Source organism: Streptomyces sp. NPDC102514, from assembly GCF_055584525.1.
Map to the genome: position 1 here is coordinate 141,769 of NZ_JBVJLW010000020.1, position 15,106 is coordinate 156,874.

The 15,106-nt window shown below is 71.5% G+C and carries 14 protein-coding genes; 5 read left to right on the plus strand and 9 right to left on the minus strand.

Going from position 1 to position 15,106, the window contains the following annotated elements:
- Positions 1 to 3: 3 nt before the first annotated feature.
- From ACZ60E_RS38275 to ACZ60E_RS38285, 3 genes are all read right to left on the minus strand, one after another.
- Complete coding sequence (locus ACZ60E_RS38275) at positions 4 to 1,653, minus strand: phospho-sugar mutase (protein ID WP_469446548.1); 1,650 nt, start codon at positions 1,651 to 1,653, stop codon at positions 4 to 6.
- 477 nt (positions 1,654 to 2,130) lie between these two features.
- Positions 2,131 to 2,955 (minus strand): purine-nucleoside phosphorylase, encoded by an 825-nt coding sequence (locus ACZ60E_RS38280; RefSeq protein WP_384800058.1) that lies wholly within the window; start codon positions 2,953 to 2,955, stop codon positions 2,131 to 2,133.
- Positions 2,956 to 3,078: 123 nt separating this feature from the next.
- Entirely contained in the window at positions 3,079 to 3,516 is a 438-nt protein-coding gene (locus tag ACZ60E_RS38285; protein ID WP_107020348.1) for a gamma-glutamylcyclotransferase family protein, read from the minus strand.
- Positions 3,517 to 3,656: 140 nt separating this feature from the next.
- Between ACZ60E_RS38285 and ACZ60E_RS38290 the strand changes: the two genes are divergently transcribed.
- Positions 3,657 to 5,105: an NAD(P)H-quinone dehydrogenase gene (locus ACZ60E_RS38290; RefSeq protein WP_107020347.1), complete on the plus strand. Its 1,449-nt coding sequence runs from the start codon at positions 3,657 to 3,659 to the stop codon at positions 5,103 to 5,105.
- A gap of 244 nt (positions 5,106 to 5,349) precedes the next feature.
- A complete protein-coding gene (locus ACZ60E_RS38295; protein ID WP_107020346.1) occupies positions 5,350 to 6,312 on the plus strand; it encodes a DeoR/GlpR family DNA-binding transcription regulator in 963 nt (320 codons plus the stop codon).
- Positions 6,313 to 6,374: 62 nt separating this feature from the next.
- Here ACZ60E_RS38295 and ACZ60E_RS38300 read toward each other — a convergent pair whose 3' ends face one another.
- Together ACZ60E_RS38300 and ACZ60E_RS38305 are read right to left on the minus strand one after the other, a co-directional pair.
- Positions 6,375 to 6,941 (minus strand): TetR/AcrR family transcriptional regulator, encoded by a 567-nt coding sequence (locus tag ACZ60E_RS38300; protein WP_384800053.1) that lies wholly within the window; start codon positions 6,939 to 6,941, stop codon positions 6,375 to 6,377.
- Between the two features lie 231 nt (positions 6,942 to 7,172).
- Positions 7,173 to 8,945: an acetyl/propionyl/methylcrotonyl-CoA carboxylase subunit alpha gene (locus ACZ60E_RS38305; RefSeq protein ID WP_469446551.1), complete on the minus strand. Its 1,773-nt coding sequence runs from the start codon at positions 8,943 to 8,945 to the stop codon at positions 7,173 to 7,175.
- A 373-nt stretch (positions 8,946 to 9,318) separates the two neighbouring features.
- On the opposite strand from ACZ60E_RS38305, the gene ACZ60E_RS38310 reads away from it, so the two are divergent.
- Positions 9,319 to 9,843 carry a hypothetical protein gene (locus tag ACZ60E_RS38310; RefSeq protein ID WP_385833162.1) on the plus strand — a complete coding sequence of 175 codons (525 nt, stop codon included), beginning with the start codon at positions 9,319 to 9,321 and terminating at the stop codon, positions 9,841 to 9,843.
- Between the two features lie 50 nt (positions 9,844 to 9,893).
- Here ACZ60E_RS38310 and ACZ60E_RS38315 read toward each other — a convergent pair whose 3' ends face one another.
- A complete protein-coding gene (locus tag ACZ60E_RS38315) occupies positions 9,894 to 10,514 on the minus strand; it encodes a Maf family protein (RefSeq protein ID WP_469446554.1) in 621 nt (206 codons plus the stop codon).
- A 33-nt stretch (positions 10,515 to 10,547) separates the two neighbouring features.
- Positions 10,548 to 10,676 (minus strand): morphogenic membrane protein MmpB, encoded by a 129-nt coding sequence (gene mmpB, locus ACZ60E_RS38320; RefSeq protein ID WP_107020342.1) that lies wholly within the window; start codon positions 10,674 to 10,676, stop codon positions 10,548 to 10,550.
- 177 nt (positions 10,677 to 10,853) lie between these two features.
- On the opposite strand from mmpB, the gene ACZ60E_RS38325 reads away from it, so the two are divergent.
- Entirely contained in the window at positions 10,854 to 11,999 is a 1,146-nt protein-coding gene (locus tag ACZ60E_RS38325; RefSeq protein WP_469446556.1) for an SGNH/GDSL hydrolase family protein, read from the plus strand.
- 52 nt (positions 12,000 to 12,051) lie between these two features.
- Here the strand turns inward: ACZ60E_RS38325 and ACZ60E_RS38330 are convergent, their stop codons facing one another.
- Both ACZ60E_RS38330 and ACZ60E_RS38335 read right to left on the minus strand, forming a co-directional pair.
- A complete protein-coding gene (locus tag ACZ60E_RS38330) occupies positions 12,052 to 12,261 on the minus strand; it encodes an acyl-CoA carboxylase epsilon subunit (RefSeq protein WP_469446557.1) in 210 nt (69 codons plus the stop codon).
- 35 nt (positions 12,262 to 12,296) lie between these two features.
- The gene (locus ACZ60E_RS38335; protein WP_385833165.1) at positions 12,297 to 13,895 is read right to left on the minus strand and encodes an acyl-CoA carboxylase subunit beta; all 1,599 of its coding nucleotides are present in this window, start codon (positions 13,893 to 13,895) and stop codon (positions 12,297 to 12,299) included.
- A gap of 136 nt (positions 13,896 to 14,031) precedes the next feature.
- Here ACZ60E_RS38335 and ACZ60E_RS38340 point away from each other — a divergent pair, with 136 nt between their 5' ends.
- On the plus strand, positions 14,032 to 14,946 hold the full coding sequence (locus ACZ60E_RS38340; RefSeq protein WP_469446558.1) for a biotin--[acetyl-CoA-carboxylase] ligase: 915 nt from the start codon (positions 14,032 to 14,034) through the stop codon (positions 14,944 to 14,946).
- Positions 14,947 to 15,106 lie beyond the last annotated feature (160 nt).

Below are 15,106 nucleotides of genomic sequence, written 5' to 3' on the forward strand. Positions count from 1 at the left end.
CCTTCAGATACCCGCGGCGGCCGACAGGTCCCGCTTGATCTCCGCCAGCAGCTCCGCCGCCTTCGCGTGCGCCGCCGGGAGGCCGTCGTGGGTGCCCACCGGCACCACGACCTCCAGGTAGCACTTCAGCTTCGGCTCCGTACCGCTGGGCCGGACGATGACACGGGCGCCGTCCAGCGTGTAGCGCAGACCGTCCGTGGGCGGCAGCAGGTCCGTCCCCAGGGCGAGGTCCTCGGTCCTGGTGACGGACAGGCCCGCGAGATGCGTGGGCGGCTGTTCGCGCAGCCGGCGCATCGCGTCGGAGATGACGGAGAGGTCGTCCACCCGGACCGCCAGCTGGTCCGTGGCGTGCAGCCCGTGCTCGACGGCGAGGTCGTCCAGCAGGTCGAGGAGCGTGCGGCCCTCCGCCTTCAGCTCCGAGGCCAGCTCCGTGATGGCGAGGGCCGCCGTGATGCCGTCCTTGTCCCGTACGCCGTCGGGGTCGACGCAGTAGCCGAGCGCCTCCTCGTAGCCGTACCGCAGGCCCTCCACCCTGGCGATCCACTTGAAGCCCGTCAGTGTCTCCTCGTACGGCAGACCCGCCTTCCCGGCGATGCGGCCGAGGAGCGAGGACGAGACGATCGACTCCGCGAAGGTGCCGCGCGCGCCCCGGCGCACGAGGTGCGCCGCGAGGAGCGCGCCGACCTCGTCGCCGCGCAGCATGCGCCAGTCGCCGCCGCCGTCACCGCTCCCGCCGACCTTGACGGCCGCGGCGCAGCGGTCCGCGTCCGGGTCGTTCGCGATGATCAGGTCCGGGTCGCTCTCGCGGGCCTTCGCGAAGGCGAGGTCCATCGCGCCGGGCTCCTCCGGGTTGGGGAAGGCGACGGTCGGGAAGTCGGGGTCCGGCTGGGCCTGCTCGGCGACGAGGACGGGCGCGGGGAAGCCGGCCCGTTCGAACGCGGCGAGCAGGGTCTCCGTGCCGACGCCGTGCAGGGCCGTGTAGACCGTGCGGGCGGTTCGCGGGGAGCCGGGGGCCAGGACCGCGTCCGTGCGCTCCAGATAGGCGTTCAGGACGCCCTCGTCGAGGGTCTCCCAGCCGGAGTCCGGGCGCGGGACGTCGGCGAGGCGCACCACCGCGGCGATCTCCGCGGCGATCTCGGCGTCCGCCGGGGGCACGATCTGGGAGCCGTCTCCCAGATACACCTTGTAGCCGTTGTCCCGCGGGGGGTTGTGGCTGGCCGTCACCTCGACGCCCGCCACCGCGCCCAGATGCCTTATGGCGTACGCGAGTACGGGCGTGGGGAGGGGACGGGGGAGCACGGCGGCGCGCAGGCCCGCGCCCGTCATCACCGCGGCGGTGTCCCGGGCGAAGTCGACGGACTTGTGACGGGCGTCGTAGCCGATGACGACGAGGCCGTCCGTCTGCCCCTTCGCCTTCAGGTACGCGGCGAGGCCGGCGGCGGCGCGGATGACGACCGCGCGGTTCATCCGCATCGGGCCCGCGCCCAGTTCGCCGCGGAGGCCTGCCGTGCCGAACTGGAGGGTGCCGGAGAAGCGGGCGGTCAGTTCCGCGGTGTCCTCGGCGTCGATGAGCTTGGCGAGTTCCTCGCGGGTGTCCGTGTCGGGGTCCTCGGCCAGCCATGCCGTGGCCCGGGCGATGAGTTCGTCCTGCACGAGGGTCGACCTCTTTTCGTCGTCTGTACGTGGTGGTGTACCCCGGTTTTCCTCGGGGGCCGCTGCCCTCGGGCCCCCGGGTCCCCGGGTCCTCGAACGCCGGACGGGCTGTCGGGGTTCGTCCGCGGGCCGGTGGGGGCGGGCCGCGCAGTTCCCCGCGCCCCTCGGCGGCGGGGCTGCGCCCCGGCCGATGGGGTTGTCGGCGGGCCGGTCGCGCCATTGCCCGCGCCCGGCCCATGGATTTGTCCGCGGGTCCGGTGGGGGTTGCTCGCGCCGTTCCCCGCGCCCCTGAAATGCGGGGCTGCGCCCCGGCATTTCGGGCCCGCCGCCGATCCGATGGCGCCTGGGTCGCGAAATCTTTGCGCGCCGCGTTCGGCGTCGTTCGGGCCGGCCGCGGATCTTTCAGCCCGTCCGGCGTCCGAGGACGAGCGCGTCAGCGCGGCAGGGGGTCCGGGGGCGCAGCCCCCGGGGACAGGGCTACAGCCGGGCCAGGACCTGCGTGAGGAGTGAACCCATGTGCGTCGCCGAGTCGCGGCCCGCCTGGAGCACCTCCTCGTGGTTCAGCGGCTCGCCCGTCATCCCCGCGGCGAGGTTGGTGACGAGCGAGATGCCGAGCACCTCCGCCCCCGCCTCCCGCGCGGCGATCGCTTCGAGCGTGGTCGACATGCCCACCAGGTCCGCGCCGATCACGCGGGCCATCCGGATCTCCGCCGGCGTCTCGTAGTGCGGGCCGGGGAACTGCGCGTACACGCCCTCTTCGAGCGTCGCGTCGATCTCCTTGCACAGCGCCCGCAGTCGCGGCGAGTACAGATCCGTCAGGTCGACGAAGTTCGCGCCGACGATCGGGGACGTCGCCGTCAGGTTGATGTGGTCGCTGATGAGGACCGGCTGCCCGGGCCGCATGCCCTCGCGCAGCCCACCGCAGCCGTTGGTCAGCACGATGGTCTTGCAGCCGGCGGCCACGGCCGTCCGGACGCCGTGCGCGACGGCGGCGACGCCGCGGCCCTCGTAGTAGTGGGTGCGGCCCAGGAAGACCAGCGCCCGCTTGTCGCCGATCTGGTAGGAGCGGACCGTGCCGCCGTGCCCCTCGACCGCCGGCGGCGGGAAGCCGGGCAGATCGGTGACCCGGAACTCGGCTTCGGGAGCGCCGAGGGCGTCCACGGCCGGCGCCCAGCCGGAGCCCATCACGAGGGCGACGTCGTGGGTCTCGGCGCCCGAGAGTTCCCGCAGGCGCGCGGCGGCGGCGTCGGCGGCGGCGTACGGGTCGCCCTGGATGTCGTCCGGAAGAAGAGATGCGTTCACGCGCATGAGGGTAGCCGCTCGCGGCCTACGCGCGTAGATGTTGATGGTCACGGGTTTGCGATCGTTGTCTTGTCGTTTCCGACGAAACCCGCCGACGGCATGTTCCGGGACGTGTCCCGAGGGTCAGCAGGGGCGCTTGCGCAGTTCCATCACGTAGTCGTGCGGGGCGCCCGCCGACTCCGCCGCGTCGGCCAGCTCGCCGAGGTAGCGGGCCGAGGGGAGCCCTCCCTCGTAACCGTTGAGGACGTACAGCCACGCCGACTCCTCGCCCTCCAGCGTGTGGATCCGTACGCGCATCCGCCGGTAGATGTCGAGGCCGACACCCTCCCAGCGGTCCAGGGACTCCTCGTCCGGGGGAGCGATGTCGTAGAGGGCGACGAAGACCTGCGAGCGCGGGGCCTCGACGATCGTCGCCAGCGCGCCCTCCCAGCCCATGTGCTCGCCGCCGAACGTCAGCCGCCAGCCGTTGAGCCACCCCGTGGCGCGCAGCGGCGAATGGGGTGCGCGGCGCGTCATGAGCCGCGGGTCGAGATTGCCGGCGTACGCGGCGTAGAGCGACATGGGACCGAGGGTACGGCAGCGAACCCATGTGACTCTCCCGTAACCGCGGCCCCGTATCGCACACCCGTGCCACCCCGATCGTCCGCCCGCGACACCCGGACAGCGCCCCCGTGCGGAAGCACCTTGAAGCGTGCGGGACAATGGAGTACGTGACTCGGATCGTGATCATTGGCGGCGGACCCGGCGGATACGAAGCGGCCCTGGTGGCAGCGCAGCTCGGCGCGGAGGTGACCGTCGTCGACTGCGACGGCCTGGGCGGTGCGTCGGTGCTCACCGACTGCGTGCCGTCCAAGACCCTCATCGCGACGGCCGAGGTGATGACCACCTTCGACTCCTCGTACGAGGAACTGGGGATCATCGTCGCCGACGACACCCCGCACATCGACCAGCCCGCGCGCGTCGTCGGCGTGGACCTCGGCAAGGTCAACCGCCGGGTGAAGCGCCTCGCGCTCGCCCAGTCCCACGACATCACGGCCTCCGTGACGCGTGCCGGGGCGCGGGTGCTGCGCGGTCGCGGCCGGCTGGAGGGCATGCAGGGCCTGGACGGCTCGCGCAAGGTCGTCGTACGGGCCGCGGACGGCAGCGAGGAGACGCTCGTCGCCGACGCCGTGCTCATCGCCACCGGCGGGCACCCCCGCGAACTGGCCGACGCGCAGCCCGACGGCGAGCGCATCCTGAACTGGACGCAGGTCTACGACCTCGACGAGCTCCCCGAGGAGCTCATCGTGGTCGGCTCCGGTGTCACCGGCGCCGAGTTCGCCGGCGCCTACCAGGCCCTCGGCTCCCGGGTCACGCTCGTCTCCAGCCGCGACCGCGTGCTGCCGGGCGAGGACCCGGACGCGGCGGCCGTCCTGGAGGACGTGTTCCGGCGGCGCGGCATGAACGTCATGGCCCGCTCGCGCGCCGCGTCCGCCAAGCGGGTGGGCGACCGGGTCGAGGTGACGCTCGCCGACGGCCGCGTCATCACCGGCTCGCACTGTCTGATGGCCGTCGGCGCGATCCCCAACAGCGACGGCATGGGCCTGGAGGAGGCCGGGGTCAAGGTCCAGGAGTCCGGGCACATCTGGACCGACAAGGTCTCCAGGACCACGGCCCCCGGCGTGTACGCGGCCGGTGACGTCACCGGGATCTTCGCGCTCGCCTCCGTGGCCGCCATGCAGGGCCGTATCGCGATGTACCACTTCCTCGGCGACGCGGTCGCGCCGCTCAATCTGAAGACGGTCTCGTCGAACGTCTTCACCGACCCCGAGATCGCCACCGTCGGCTACTCGCAGTCGGACGTCGACGGCGGCGTCATCGACGCCCGCGTCGTGAAGCTGCCCCTGCTGCGCAACCCGCGCGCCAAGATGCAGGGCATCCGGGACGGCTTCGTGAAGATCTTCTGCCGTCCGGGCACCGGAATCGTCGTCGGCGGTGTGGTCGTCGCGCCGCGCGCCTCGGAACTCATCCACCCGATCTCGCTCGCGGTCGACAACAACCTGACCGTCGAGCAGATCGCGAAGGCCTTCACGGTGTATCCGTCCCTGTCGGGCTCCATCGCCGAGGTGGCCCGTCAGCTGCACACCCGGAAGTCCACGGGCGAGGGCTGAGCACCGACGGCCGGCGCGGGGTCCGCGAGCCGGGCCCCGCGGCACGGAAACCGGTGCCGCGAACGGTTTTTGCTGGTCACGTGGATCGGGCGTCCCTCTGGTCACGGGGAGTCGCCGACCATTCGTGCGGCATAGGCGCCCGGATTAGGCGCGTATACCACTCCGGGTACTGCCATGCGAACAACTTCTGTTATTCGGCGCAAACTGCTGAAAGCAGACGGTCGTTGGGGTTACTGTCAGTTTCGTGTTCGCTGCAGAACGTCGTCAATTGATCCTCGAAATGGTGCGAGCAAATGGAGCCGTGTCGCTCCGTGAGCTCGCCCGCGTCGTCCAGACCTCCGAAGTGACCGTACGGCGGGACGTGCGCGCACTGGAGGCAGAAGGACTCCTCGACCGCCGACATGGCGGTGCGGTATTGCCGGGCGGGTTCACGCGGGAGTCCGGCTTTCCGCAGAAATCTCATCTCGCGACCGCAGAGAAGACGGCCATCGCCGACCTCGCCGCGGGTCTCGTCGAAGAGGGCGAGGCCATTGTGGTGGGGGCGGGAACCACCACGCAGGAGCTGGCTCGCCGGCTCGCGCGGGTGCCGGGGCTGACCGTCGTCACCAATTCCCTGCTGGTGGCCCAGGCGCTGGCCCATGCCAACCGGGTGGAAGTCGTCATGACCGGCGGCACCCTGCGCGGTTCCAACTACGCCCTGGTCGGCAGCGGGGCCGAACAGTCCCTCCAGGGGCTGCGGGTCTCCCGGGCCTTCCTGTCGGGAAGCGGGCTCACCGCCGAACGCGGCCTGTCCACCTCCAACATGCTGTCGGCCTCGGTCGACCGCGCGCTCGTCCAGGCGGCCGCCGAGGTCGTCGTCCTGGCCGATCACACCAAGCTCGGCGCCGACACGATGTTCCAGACGGTGCCGACCGATGTGATCACCCGCCTGGTCACGGACGAGCCACCGGCCCAGGATGACCGCGCGGCCACCGAACTGCAGGCCCTTGCTGATCAGGGCGTACAGATCGCGGTGGCGGGAGCGGGTGGTTCGGGCGGCGATACGGTCCCGGCGGGGCGCCAGCCGCCACGCCGGGACGTGCCGCTGCCCGGCCCCCGACGCGGTCAGGTCCCCGGTGCGGGACCGCAGTTGCGCAGCGCCGCGGCGGTGCTGGGCGATCAGGCCCAGAGCGAGCGGGCGCGGGTCGCCGACATGCGCAGACGCTGACAGCAGACGCTGACAACGGAGTCGTGGCTGACGGACGGCGGTCCAGTCCGTACGTCAGAAGGTCAGGCCTTGAGGCCCCGCAGCGTCAGCGCCAGCATGCGGTCGGCCAACTCCGGGTCGCCCGGGGTCTCTTCGGCGGCCAGCGCGATCGCGTTGGTCAGCTGGAGCAGATCACCGATGGCGACACCGGTGCGTACGGAGCCTGCGTTCTGCGCGCGTGTGAGGAGGGCGCTGCCCGCCTCACGCATCGGGCCGCTGCACTGTGCGAGCGCCGACGCGTCGTCGTGCGAAGCCGACATGAGCGCGCGTGACAGTCCGCGGTACTCACTCGCATGAGTGATGACGGCGCGCAGCCATTCCACGAGCGCCGTGCACGGGTTCGGGGCGTCGAGGAGTTCGCGTGAGCGGGTCAGCAGGTCGCTGACCGCGTCCGCGAAGACCGCGTTCAGCAGGGCGTGGCGGTTGGGGAAGTGGCGGTAGAGGGTGCCGATGCCTACGCCCGCGCGTTTCGCCACGTCCTCCAGTGAGGCGTCGGCGCCGTGTTGCGCGAACGTGGTTCGTGCCTCCGTGATGAGGCGGTCGTGGTTTCTGCGGGCGTCGGCGCGCATCCCTGCCGGGGGGTTGGCCATGTGTCCTACCTACCCTCTCCTCGGTCCTTCGGGCGGCGATGGGCCGACCCCGAACCCTTTCCGTCTGCCCCATGACCACCGGCCGGGTGCCGCGGGCCGCATGTGGCCGGTCGCGCAGTTCCCCGCGCCCCTGGAAAGCACGGGGTGCTGCCGGCCGTGTGGGGACGTGCCCCGGAAAGCACTGACGGGGCGCGCCACGTGAGGCGCGCCCCGTCAGTGTGACGGCTTGGGTCAGTCCTTGATTTCGCAGATCACCGCGCCCGAGGTGAGGGACGCGCCCACCTCTGCCGCCAGGGCCTTGATGGTGCCCGAGCGGTGGGCGTTCAGGGGCTGTTCCATCTTCATGGCCTCCAGGACCACGATCAGGTCGCCCTCCTTGACCTCCTGGCCCTCCTCGACGGCCACCTTCACGATGGTGCCCTGCATGGGCGAGGCGAGGGTGTCGCCGGAGGCGGCGGGGCCGGACTTCTTGGCCGCGCGCCGCTTGGGCTTGGCGCCCGCCGCGAGTCCCGTACGGGCCAGGGACATGCCCAGCGAGACCGGCAGGGAGACTTCGAGGCGCTTGCCGCCGACCTCGACGACGACCGTCTCACGGCCCGGCTCGTCATCCGTGTCGGCGTCCGCGGGAGCGGTGAAGGCCGGGATCTCGTTGACGAACTCGGTCTCGATCCAGCGGGTGTGGACCGTGAAGGGGTCCGCGGAGCCGGTCAGCTCGGGGGCGAAGGCGGGGTCGGCGACCACCGCGCGGTGGAAGGGGATGGCCGTGGCCATGCCCTCCACGGTGAACTCCTCCAGGGCGCGCGCGGCCCGCTGGAGGGCCTGCTCGCGGGTGGCGCCGGTGACGATCAGCTTGGCGAGCAGCGAGTCCCACGCCGGGCCGATGACCGAGCCGGACTCCACGCCCGCGTCCAGGCGGACACCGGGGCCCGACGGCGGGGCGAAGGCGGTCACGGTGCCGGGGGCCGGCAGGAAGCCGCGGCCCGGGTCCTCGCCGTTGATGCGGAACTCGAAGGAATGGCCGCGCAGCGGCGGGTCGTCGTAGCCCAGCTCCTCGCCGTCGGCGATCCGGAACATCTCACGGACCAGGTCGATGCCGGAGACCTCCTCGGTGACCGGGTGCTCGACCTGCAGACGGGTGTTGACCTCCAGGAAGGAGATCGTGCCGTCCGCGCCGACCAGGAACTCGACGGTCCCGGCGCCGACGTACCCGGCCTCCTTGAGGATCGCCTTGGAGGACGCGTACAGCTCGGCCACCTGGGCGTCGGAGAGGAACGGCGCGGGCGCCTCCTCGACCAGCTTCTGGTGGCGGCGCTGCAGGGAGCAGTCACGGGTGGAGACGACCACCACGTTGCCGTGGGAGTCGGCCAGGCACTGGGTCTCCACGTGCCGCGGCTTGTCGAGGTAGCGCTCCACGAAGCACTCGCCGCGGCCGAAGGCGGCGACGGCCTCGCGCACCGCGGAGTCGAACAGCTCGGGGATCTCTTCGAGGGTGCGGGCCACCTTCAGACCGCGACCGCCACCACCGAAGGCCGCCTTGATCGCGATGGGCAGACCGTGCTCCCGGGCGAAGGCGACGACCTCGTCCGCGCCGGGCACCGGGTCCGGCGTACCGGCGACCAGCGGAGCGCCCGCGCGCTGCGCGATGTGCCGGGCCGCGACCTTGTCACCGAGGTCGCGGATCGCGTGCGGCGGCGGGCCGATCCAGGTCAGGCCCGCGTCCAGGACGGCCTGGGCGAAGTCGGCGTTCTCCGAGAGGAAGCCGTATCCGGGATGGATCGCGTCCACCCCGGAGTCCTTGGCGGCCTGCAGCACCTTGGCGAAGTCGAGGTAACTGCTCGCGGGGGTGTCACCGCCCAGCGCGAACGCCTCGTCCGCGGCACGCACATGCAGTGCGTCCCGGTCCGGCTCGGCGTACACCGCCACGCTCGCGATGCCGGCGTCTCGGCACGCCCGGGCGACACGAACAGCGATTTCGCCACGGTTGGCGATCAACACCTTGCGCACGTTGGCTCCCTCTCCTTGAAACAAGCCGAGTTTAGGGACTGCCGACACGTCGTTTCGACCCGTCCCCGATGGTGAGCTTGCCCACACGGAGCGTGATACAAGGCTTGCTCGCCCGCGTTTTCCCTTGCCCCACCTCGGTACGCAGGGGGCTTGCCTTGAACCCTAGCTCTCCGGTGTGGCCAAGGTCTCTGTGAGTCCGTGCTGCGCGCCACTCGGTTTCTTTGTGGAGACCCTACGAATGGCCCAACGATTCTTTGCCCTCCGCAGATCCCTTGTCCCTGGGTTTACTCGTTAGTAGCGTGCTCGCTGGCGTACGGATACTTGAGGTAACAGCGGCCCTGCTCGGGCGGAAGTCGAAAGTGGGTGGGGGCCGGTGGTCCGCAGACCGGTGGCATGGGTGACCGCGATCGTGCTCTTCGTGGAGGCGGTGGGCATCGCGTGGGTCAACTGGTTCATGGGGGTCGTCGTCGACCGGCAGGACATGTCCCTGGCGGGGCTCGACCCGGACGTGATGTCCACGTCGTCGAAGGTCGCCGGGCTGGTCTTCGGCCTCTACTTCGCGCTCTGCGGCTTCACCGCGCTGCGCGTCGGCCTGCGCGACCGCGCGCCCGCGGGCATCGGCCGCATCCTGCTGATCAGCGCGGCGGTGGTGCACGCCCTGCTCGGCGCGTTCACGGTCGGCCTGGTGGGCTGGGGCGCGTTCGCCTTCATGATGGTCGTACTGGGTCTGATCGTGCTCATCTTCATGACGTACGACCGTCTGGAGGCCACGAGGCCCGACGCGAAGCCGGACGCGGGGCCGGACGCCGGACCGCACGAGGGTCCGGGGAGCCCCGGGAGTGCCGGCGGTTCCGGGGACGGTGTGCTGCCTCCGCCCCCGGCGCCTTCCGTCTCCTGAGCCGTCTCCCGGCCCGTCCCTGAACCGCCCCCTACCTGCCCCAGTGAGTCCTAGTTCTCGCGCGGGGTCCACAAGTCCGTGATGCCGACGCCCAGTTCGGCCAGCAGGCGGCGTACCAGCGGCAGCGAGAGTCCGATGACGTTGCCGTGGTCGCCGTCGATGCCGTCGACGAACGGGGCCGAGCGGCCGTCCAGTGTGAACGCGCCGGCCACGTGCAGCGGCTCGCCCGAGGCGACGTACGCGGCGATCTCGGCGTCCGTCGGCTCGCCGAAGCGGACGACGGTGGACGCGACCCCCGAGGTGTGACGGCCGGCCGCCGTGTCCCACACGCAGTGGCCGGTCTGCAGGATGCCCGCCCGGCCGCGCATCGACTTCCAGCGCGCGGTCGCCTCCTCGGCGTCGGCCGGCTTGCCGTACGCCACGCCGTCCAGTTCGAGCACCGAGTCGCAGCCGATCACCAGGGCGCCGGCGACCTCGGGCCGGGCCGCGACCACGGATGCCTTCGCCTCGGCGAGGGCGAGTGCCAGTTCGGCGGGGGTCGGGGCGCTCACGGCGTCCTCGTCGACCCCGCTGACGATGACCTCGGGGTCGAGTCCGGCCTGCCGCAGCAGTCCGAGCCGGGCGGGGGACTGGGAGGCGAGAACGAGCCTGCGGCGTGGCTGATCAGTCATGCGGTCAGCGTAGCGAGAGCCTGCCGGCCGGTTTCACATGAGGCCGAGGATGATCATCGCGAACACCACGGCCAGCGCCATCAGAACGCCGAGCCGCCGCAACATGTCCTGCATGTCGCGCAGCTCCTTCGGCGGTTCGTTCTCCGGGTCGGACCACAGCATGTCTCCGATCGTGACTCCGGCACGGCTCCGGACGCCTGAGTACGCGTACTCATCTTGACCAAAAGGGTCGCTGGTTCCATTAGGGGGTCGACTCCTGCTACCGTTCCCGGCGTCACTAAAGGGACTGCAATCCCATTAGGGGTTGGGGAGTCCCCTGAGGAACTGGAGGGAACCGCTGTGTTCACCACCGCCTGGACCGCTTCTCCGCAGTCGCCCAGCACCGGCTTCACCCCCAACTGGTCGCAGGAGGGCTTCTGGCGCCAGTCGCTGCGGCAGGTCGTCCGCCTCTCCGCGGGCGGCGACCGCGTCCGCATCCGCCTCTCGAACGCGTACGGGACCTCGCCGCTGCGGATCGCGGGCGCGACCCTCGCCCGTACGGCCGCCGGTGTCGGTACGGGTGCCGGTGCCGCCGTACTGGCCGAGCCGGTGCGGCTCGCCTTCGGCGGGGCCGCGTCCGTCGAGATCCCGGCGCGCGGGGAGACCGTCGGCGACGCGGCCGAGTTCGCCGTGGCCGCCGGGGAGTCCGTCACCGTCACCCTGCACCTCGACGCCGTCACCGGGCCCGCCACCTTCCACGCGCAGGCCTTCGCGACCAGCTACCGCGGCGCCGGCGACCTCCTGGCGGACACCGGGGGCGCGGGCTTCGACGAGGTCAGCGAGTCCTGGTACTTCCTGACCGCGGTCGACGTCTCTGCCGGGCGCACGGACGGCGTGGCGCTCTTCGGCGACTCGATCACCGACGGGTTCGGGTCCACGCCCGGTGCGAACCGCAGATGGTCCGACGCCCTCGCCGCGCGCACCGGGCGGCCCGTGCTCAACGCCGGCATCGGCGGGAACCTGCTGCTCAACGACTCGGCCTGGTACGGGGAGAAGGGCGTCCACCGGCTGGAACGGGACGTGCTCTCCCAGGCCGGCGTCGACACCCTCGTCGTACTGCTCGGGCTCAACGACATCGGGTTCAGCGAGGGGGCGGCGGAGCCCACCTACCGGCCCGCGCCGCTGGTCGAGGCGGGTGAACTGGTCGCGGGGCACCGGGAGTTGATACGGCAGGCGCGGCGGCGGGGCCTGCGGGTGGTCGGGGCGACGCTGCTGCCCTTCGCGGGGTCCGATCACTGGGGGGAGCGGGCGGCGAAGGTGAGCCACGAGTTCAACGAATGGGTTCGTTGCTCGGGGGAGTACGACGTCGTGGTCGATCTCCATCGGGCGCTCGCCGATCCCGCGGCGCCCGATGCGCTGCGTGGGGTGTACGACTTCGGCGATCACCTGCACCCGAATGATCTCGGGTACGAGGTGATGGCCGAAGCCGTGGGGGTGGTTCTTTGACCGCGGGTGCGTCGTGGCTGGTCGCGCAGTTCCCCGCGCCCCTTACGGGGCTCTACCGGGGCCAGAAGGTGTGGGACCAGGACTGCGGGCCCGGGGACGGGAGGCGGGTCTGGGCCACTCGGGACGGGTCCGACCAGGCGTCCCTGCGCCGTGCCGCGCCGGGCGGGGGTGTCTCCGCCGCCGCGGCGCGTGCTCTGACCACCGCCAGGGCGGCGGCCAGCTCCTCGGGGGTCGGGTTGCCCCGTACGACCTTGATGTTCATGAGACCGCTCCCGTTCTCGACGACCGGCGTACTGGCTAGAGGGGGATGTTGCCGTGCTTCTTCGGCGGCAGGGACTCCCGCTTGGTGCGCAGGGCCCGCAGACCGCGTACGACGTGGGCGCGGGTGTCCGAGGGCAGGACCACGGCGTCGATGTAACCGCGCTCGGCCGCCGTGTACGGGTTGAGGAGCGCGTCCTCGTACTCCTGGATCAGCCGGGCCCGGGTGGCTTCCTGCTCGTCGGCGGGGGTGGCCGCGATGGCGCGCCGGTGCAGGATGTTCACCGCGCCCTGCGCGCCCATCACGGCGATCTGGGCCGTCGGCCAGGCGAGGTTGAGGTCCGCGCCCAGGTGCTTGGAGCCCATGACGTCGTAGGCGCCGCCGAAGGCCTTGCGGGTGATCACCGTGATGAGGGGGACGGTGGCCTCGGCGTACGCGTAGATCAGTTTGGCGCCGCGGCGGATGATGCCGGTGTGCTCCTGGTCGACGCCCGGGAGGAAGCCGGGGACGTCCACGAAGGTGAGGACGGGGACGTTGAAGGCGTCGCAGGTGCGCACGAAGCGGGCCGCCTTCTCGCTCGCGTCGATGTCCAGGCAGCCCGCGAACTGCATCGGCTGGTTGGCGACGATGCCCACCGGCTGCCCCTCGACGCGGCCGAAGCCGGTGAGGATGTTCGGCGCGAACAGCGGCTGCGTCTCGAAGAACTCGGCGTCGTCCAGGACGTGTTCGATCACCGTGTGCATGTCGTACGGCTGGTTCGCGCTGTCCGGGATCAGCGTGTCCAGCTCACGGTCCTCGTCCGTCGTCGCCAGGTCCGCCTCCTCGGGGAAGGCGGGCGGCTCGCTGAGGTTGTTCGACGGCAGGTAGGACAGCAGCGACTTGACGTACTCGATCGCGTCCTTCTCGTCGCCCGCCATGTGGTGGGCCACGCCCGACACCGCGTTGTGCGTGCGCGCGCCGCCCAGCTCCTCGAAGCCGACGTCCTCGCCGGTGACCGTCTTGATGACGTCGGGGCCGGTGATGAACATGTGCGAGGTCTGGTCGACCATCACCGTGAAGTCGGTGATGGCGGGGGAGTAGACCGCGCCGCCCGCGCACGGGCCGACGACCAGGCTGATCTGCGGGATCACACCCGAGGCGTGCGTGTTGCGGCGGAAGATCTCGCCGTACATGCCGAGCGCCGCCACGCCCTCCTGGATGCGGGCGCCGCCGGAGTCGTTGATGCCGATGACCGGACAGCCGGTCTTCAGCGCGAAGTCCATCGCCTTCATGATCTTCTGGCCGAAGACCTCGCCGAGGGCGCCGCCGAAGACCGTGAAGTCCTGCGAGAACACGGCCACCGGACGGCCGTCCACCGTGCCGTAACCGGTCACCACCCCGTCCCCGTACGGGCGGTTGTCCTCCAGCCCGAAGTCCGTCGAGCGGTGCTGCGCGAACTCGTCGAACTCGACGAAGGAGTTCTCGTCCATCAGCAGCTCGATCCGCTCACGGGCCGTCAACTTGCCCTTGGCGTGCTGCTTTTCGACGGCGCGTGCCGAGCCGGCGTGCGTCGCCTCGTCGATGCGGCGCCGCAGATCCGCGAGCTTGCCCGCGGTGGTGTGGATGTCGATCTCGTGCTGCTGTTCCGGCTCGGACATCGGGATGCGGCTCCCTGCCTGCTCAGTGGGGACGTGAGGGTGAGGTGCTCAGAAGGGGGGTTGGCTACTCATCCGTAGCGTAGTGGCGTGCCTACCGTTCGGCAGTGCGGCGTTTACCACACCTAGGGTGGGTTGCATGACGCCGCGAGATGACTCAGACGCGAACAGCAACGCGCACAGCAATCGGTGGTCCGACCTGGAGCGTCCGCCGCTCAACGCCGTGGCGCTGCGCCGCGCGCTCGTGCGCGACGGAGGGCGCGGAGGGCTCTGGTCCGACGTCCAGGTGGTGGCCCGTACCGGCTCCACCAACTCCGACCTCGTCGCCCTCGCCGTGGCAGGCAAGGCCGCGGAGGGCACGGTCCTGATCGCCGAGGAGCAGGATGCCGGACGGGGGCGCCTGGACCGGCGGTGGACGGCGCCCGCCCGCTCGGGCCTCTTCTTCTCCGTGCTGCTGAAGCCCACCGGCGTTCCCGTCGAGCGGTGGGGCTGGCTGCCGCTCCTCGCGGGGGTCGCGATGGCGACGGGGCTCTCGCGGTCGGCCGGCGTGGACACGGCCCTGAAGTGGCCCAACGACCTGCTCGTGACGGTGGAGGGCGACGAACGCAAGGTCGGCGGCATCCTCGCCGAACGCGCAGGGGACGACGCGGTCGTCGTCGGCATCGGCATCAACGTCACCCTCCGCGCCGACGAGCTGCCCGTGCCCGGCGCCGGATCGCTCGCCCTCGCGGGCGCGGCGACCACCGACCGGGACACCATCCTGCGGACCGTCCTCCGCTCGCTCGAACAATGGTTCGAGAAGTGGCGGAGTGTGGGAGGCGACCCCGCCGCGTCCGGCCTCCAGGACACCTACGCGGCAGGCTGCGCGACGCTCGGCCGGGAGGTACGGGCCGAACTGCCCGGGAACACCTCGATCACCGGCGAGGCGGTCGCCCTCGACGGCGACGGACGGCTGGTGCTCGCCACCGCGGAAGGGGTGCAGCAGCCCGTGGGCGCCGGGGACATCGTGCACCTGCGCCCGGCGGGATCGGCGGGATCCCCGGGAAGCGAGTGACGGACGCGCCCAGCGGGGTACGCGGGGCGTTCCGTGCGCTCCCCGCGTGGCGTGCCTGTTCGTGCCGGTGGTGAGCAAGGGGCGCACCCTGGCCGTACGACAGGGGGCGGGCCGGGAGCGGGCCGCCGGACGTACGGGGACGGAGTGGGTCATGGGCCGT

Excerpts from the sequence above, each read along its gene's own strand:
- ACZ60E_RS38285 (WP_107020348.1), bottom strand. The coding sequence starts at position 3,516 with ATGTCGCTCTACGCCGCGTACGCCGGCAATCTCGACCCGCGGCTCATG.
- ACZ60E_RS38290 (WP_107020347.1), top strand. The coding sequence starts at position 3,657 with ATGGAGTACGTGACTCGGATCGTGATCATTGGCGGCGGACCCGGCGGA.
- mmpB (WP_107020342.1), bottom strand. The coding sequence starts at position 10,676 with ATGCTGTGGTCCGACCCGGAGAACGAACCGCCGAAGGAGCTGCGCGAC.
- ACZ60E_RS38340 (WP_469446558.1), top strand. The coding sequence starts at position 14,032 with ATGACGCCGCGAGATGACTCAGACGCGAACAGCAACGCGCACAGCAAT.
- ACZ60E_RS38335 (WP_385833165.1), bottom strand. The coding sequence starts at position 13,895 with ATGTCCGAGCCGGAACAGCAGCACGAGATCGACATCCACACCACCGCG.
- ACZ60E_RS38315 (WP_469446554.1), bottom strand. The coding sequence starts at position 10,514 with ATGACTGATCAGCCACGCCGCAGGCTCGTTCTCGCCTCCCAGTCCCCC.
- ACZ60E_RS38330 (WP_469446557.1), bottom strand. The coding sequence starts at position 12,261 with ATGAACATCAAGGTCGTACGGGGCAACCCGACCCCCGAGGAGCTGGCC.
- ACZ60E_RS38300 (WP_384800053.1), bottom strand. The coding sequence starts at position 6,941 with ATGGCCAACCCCCCGGCAGGGATGCGCGCCGACGCCCGCAGAAACCAC.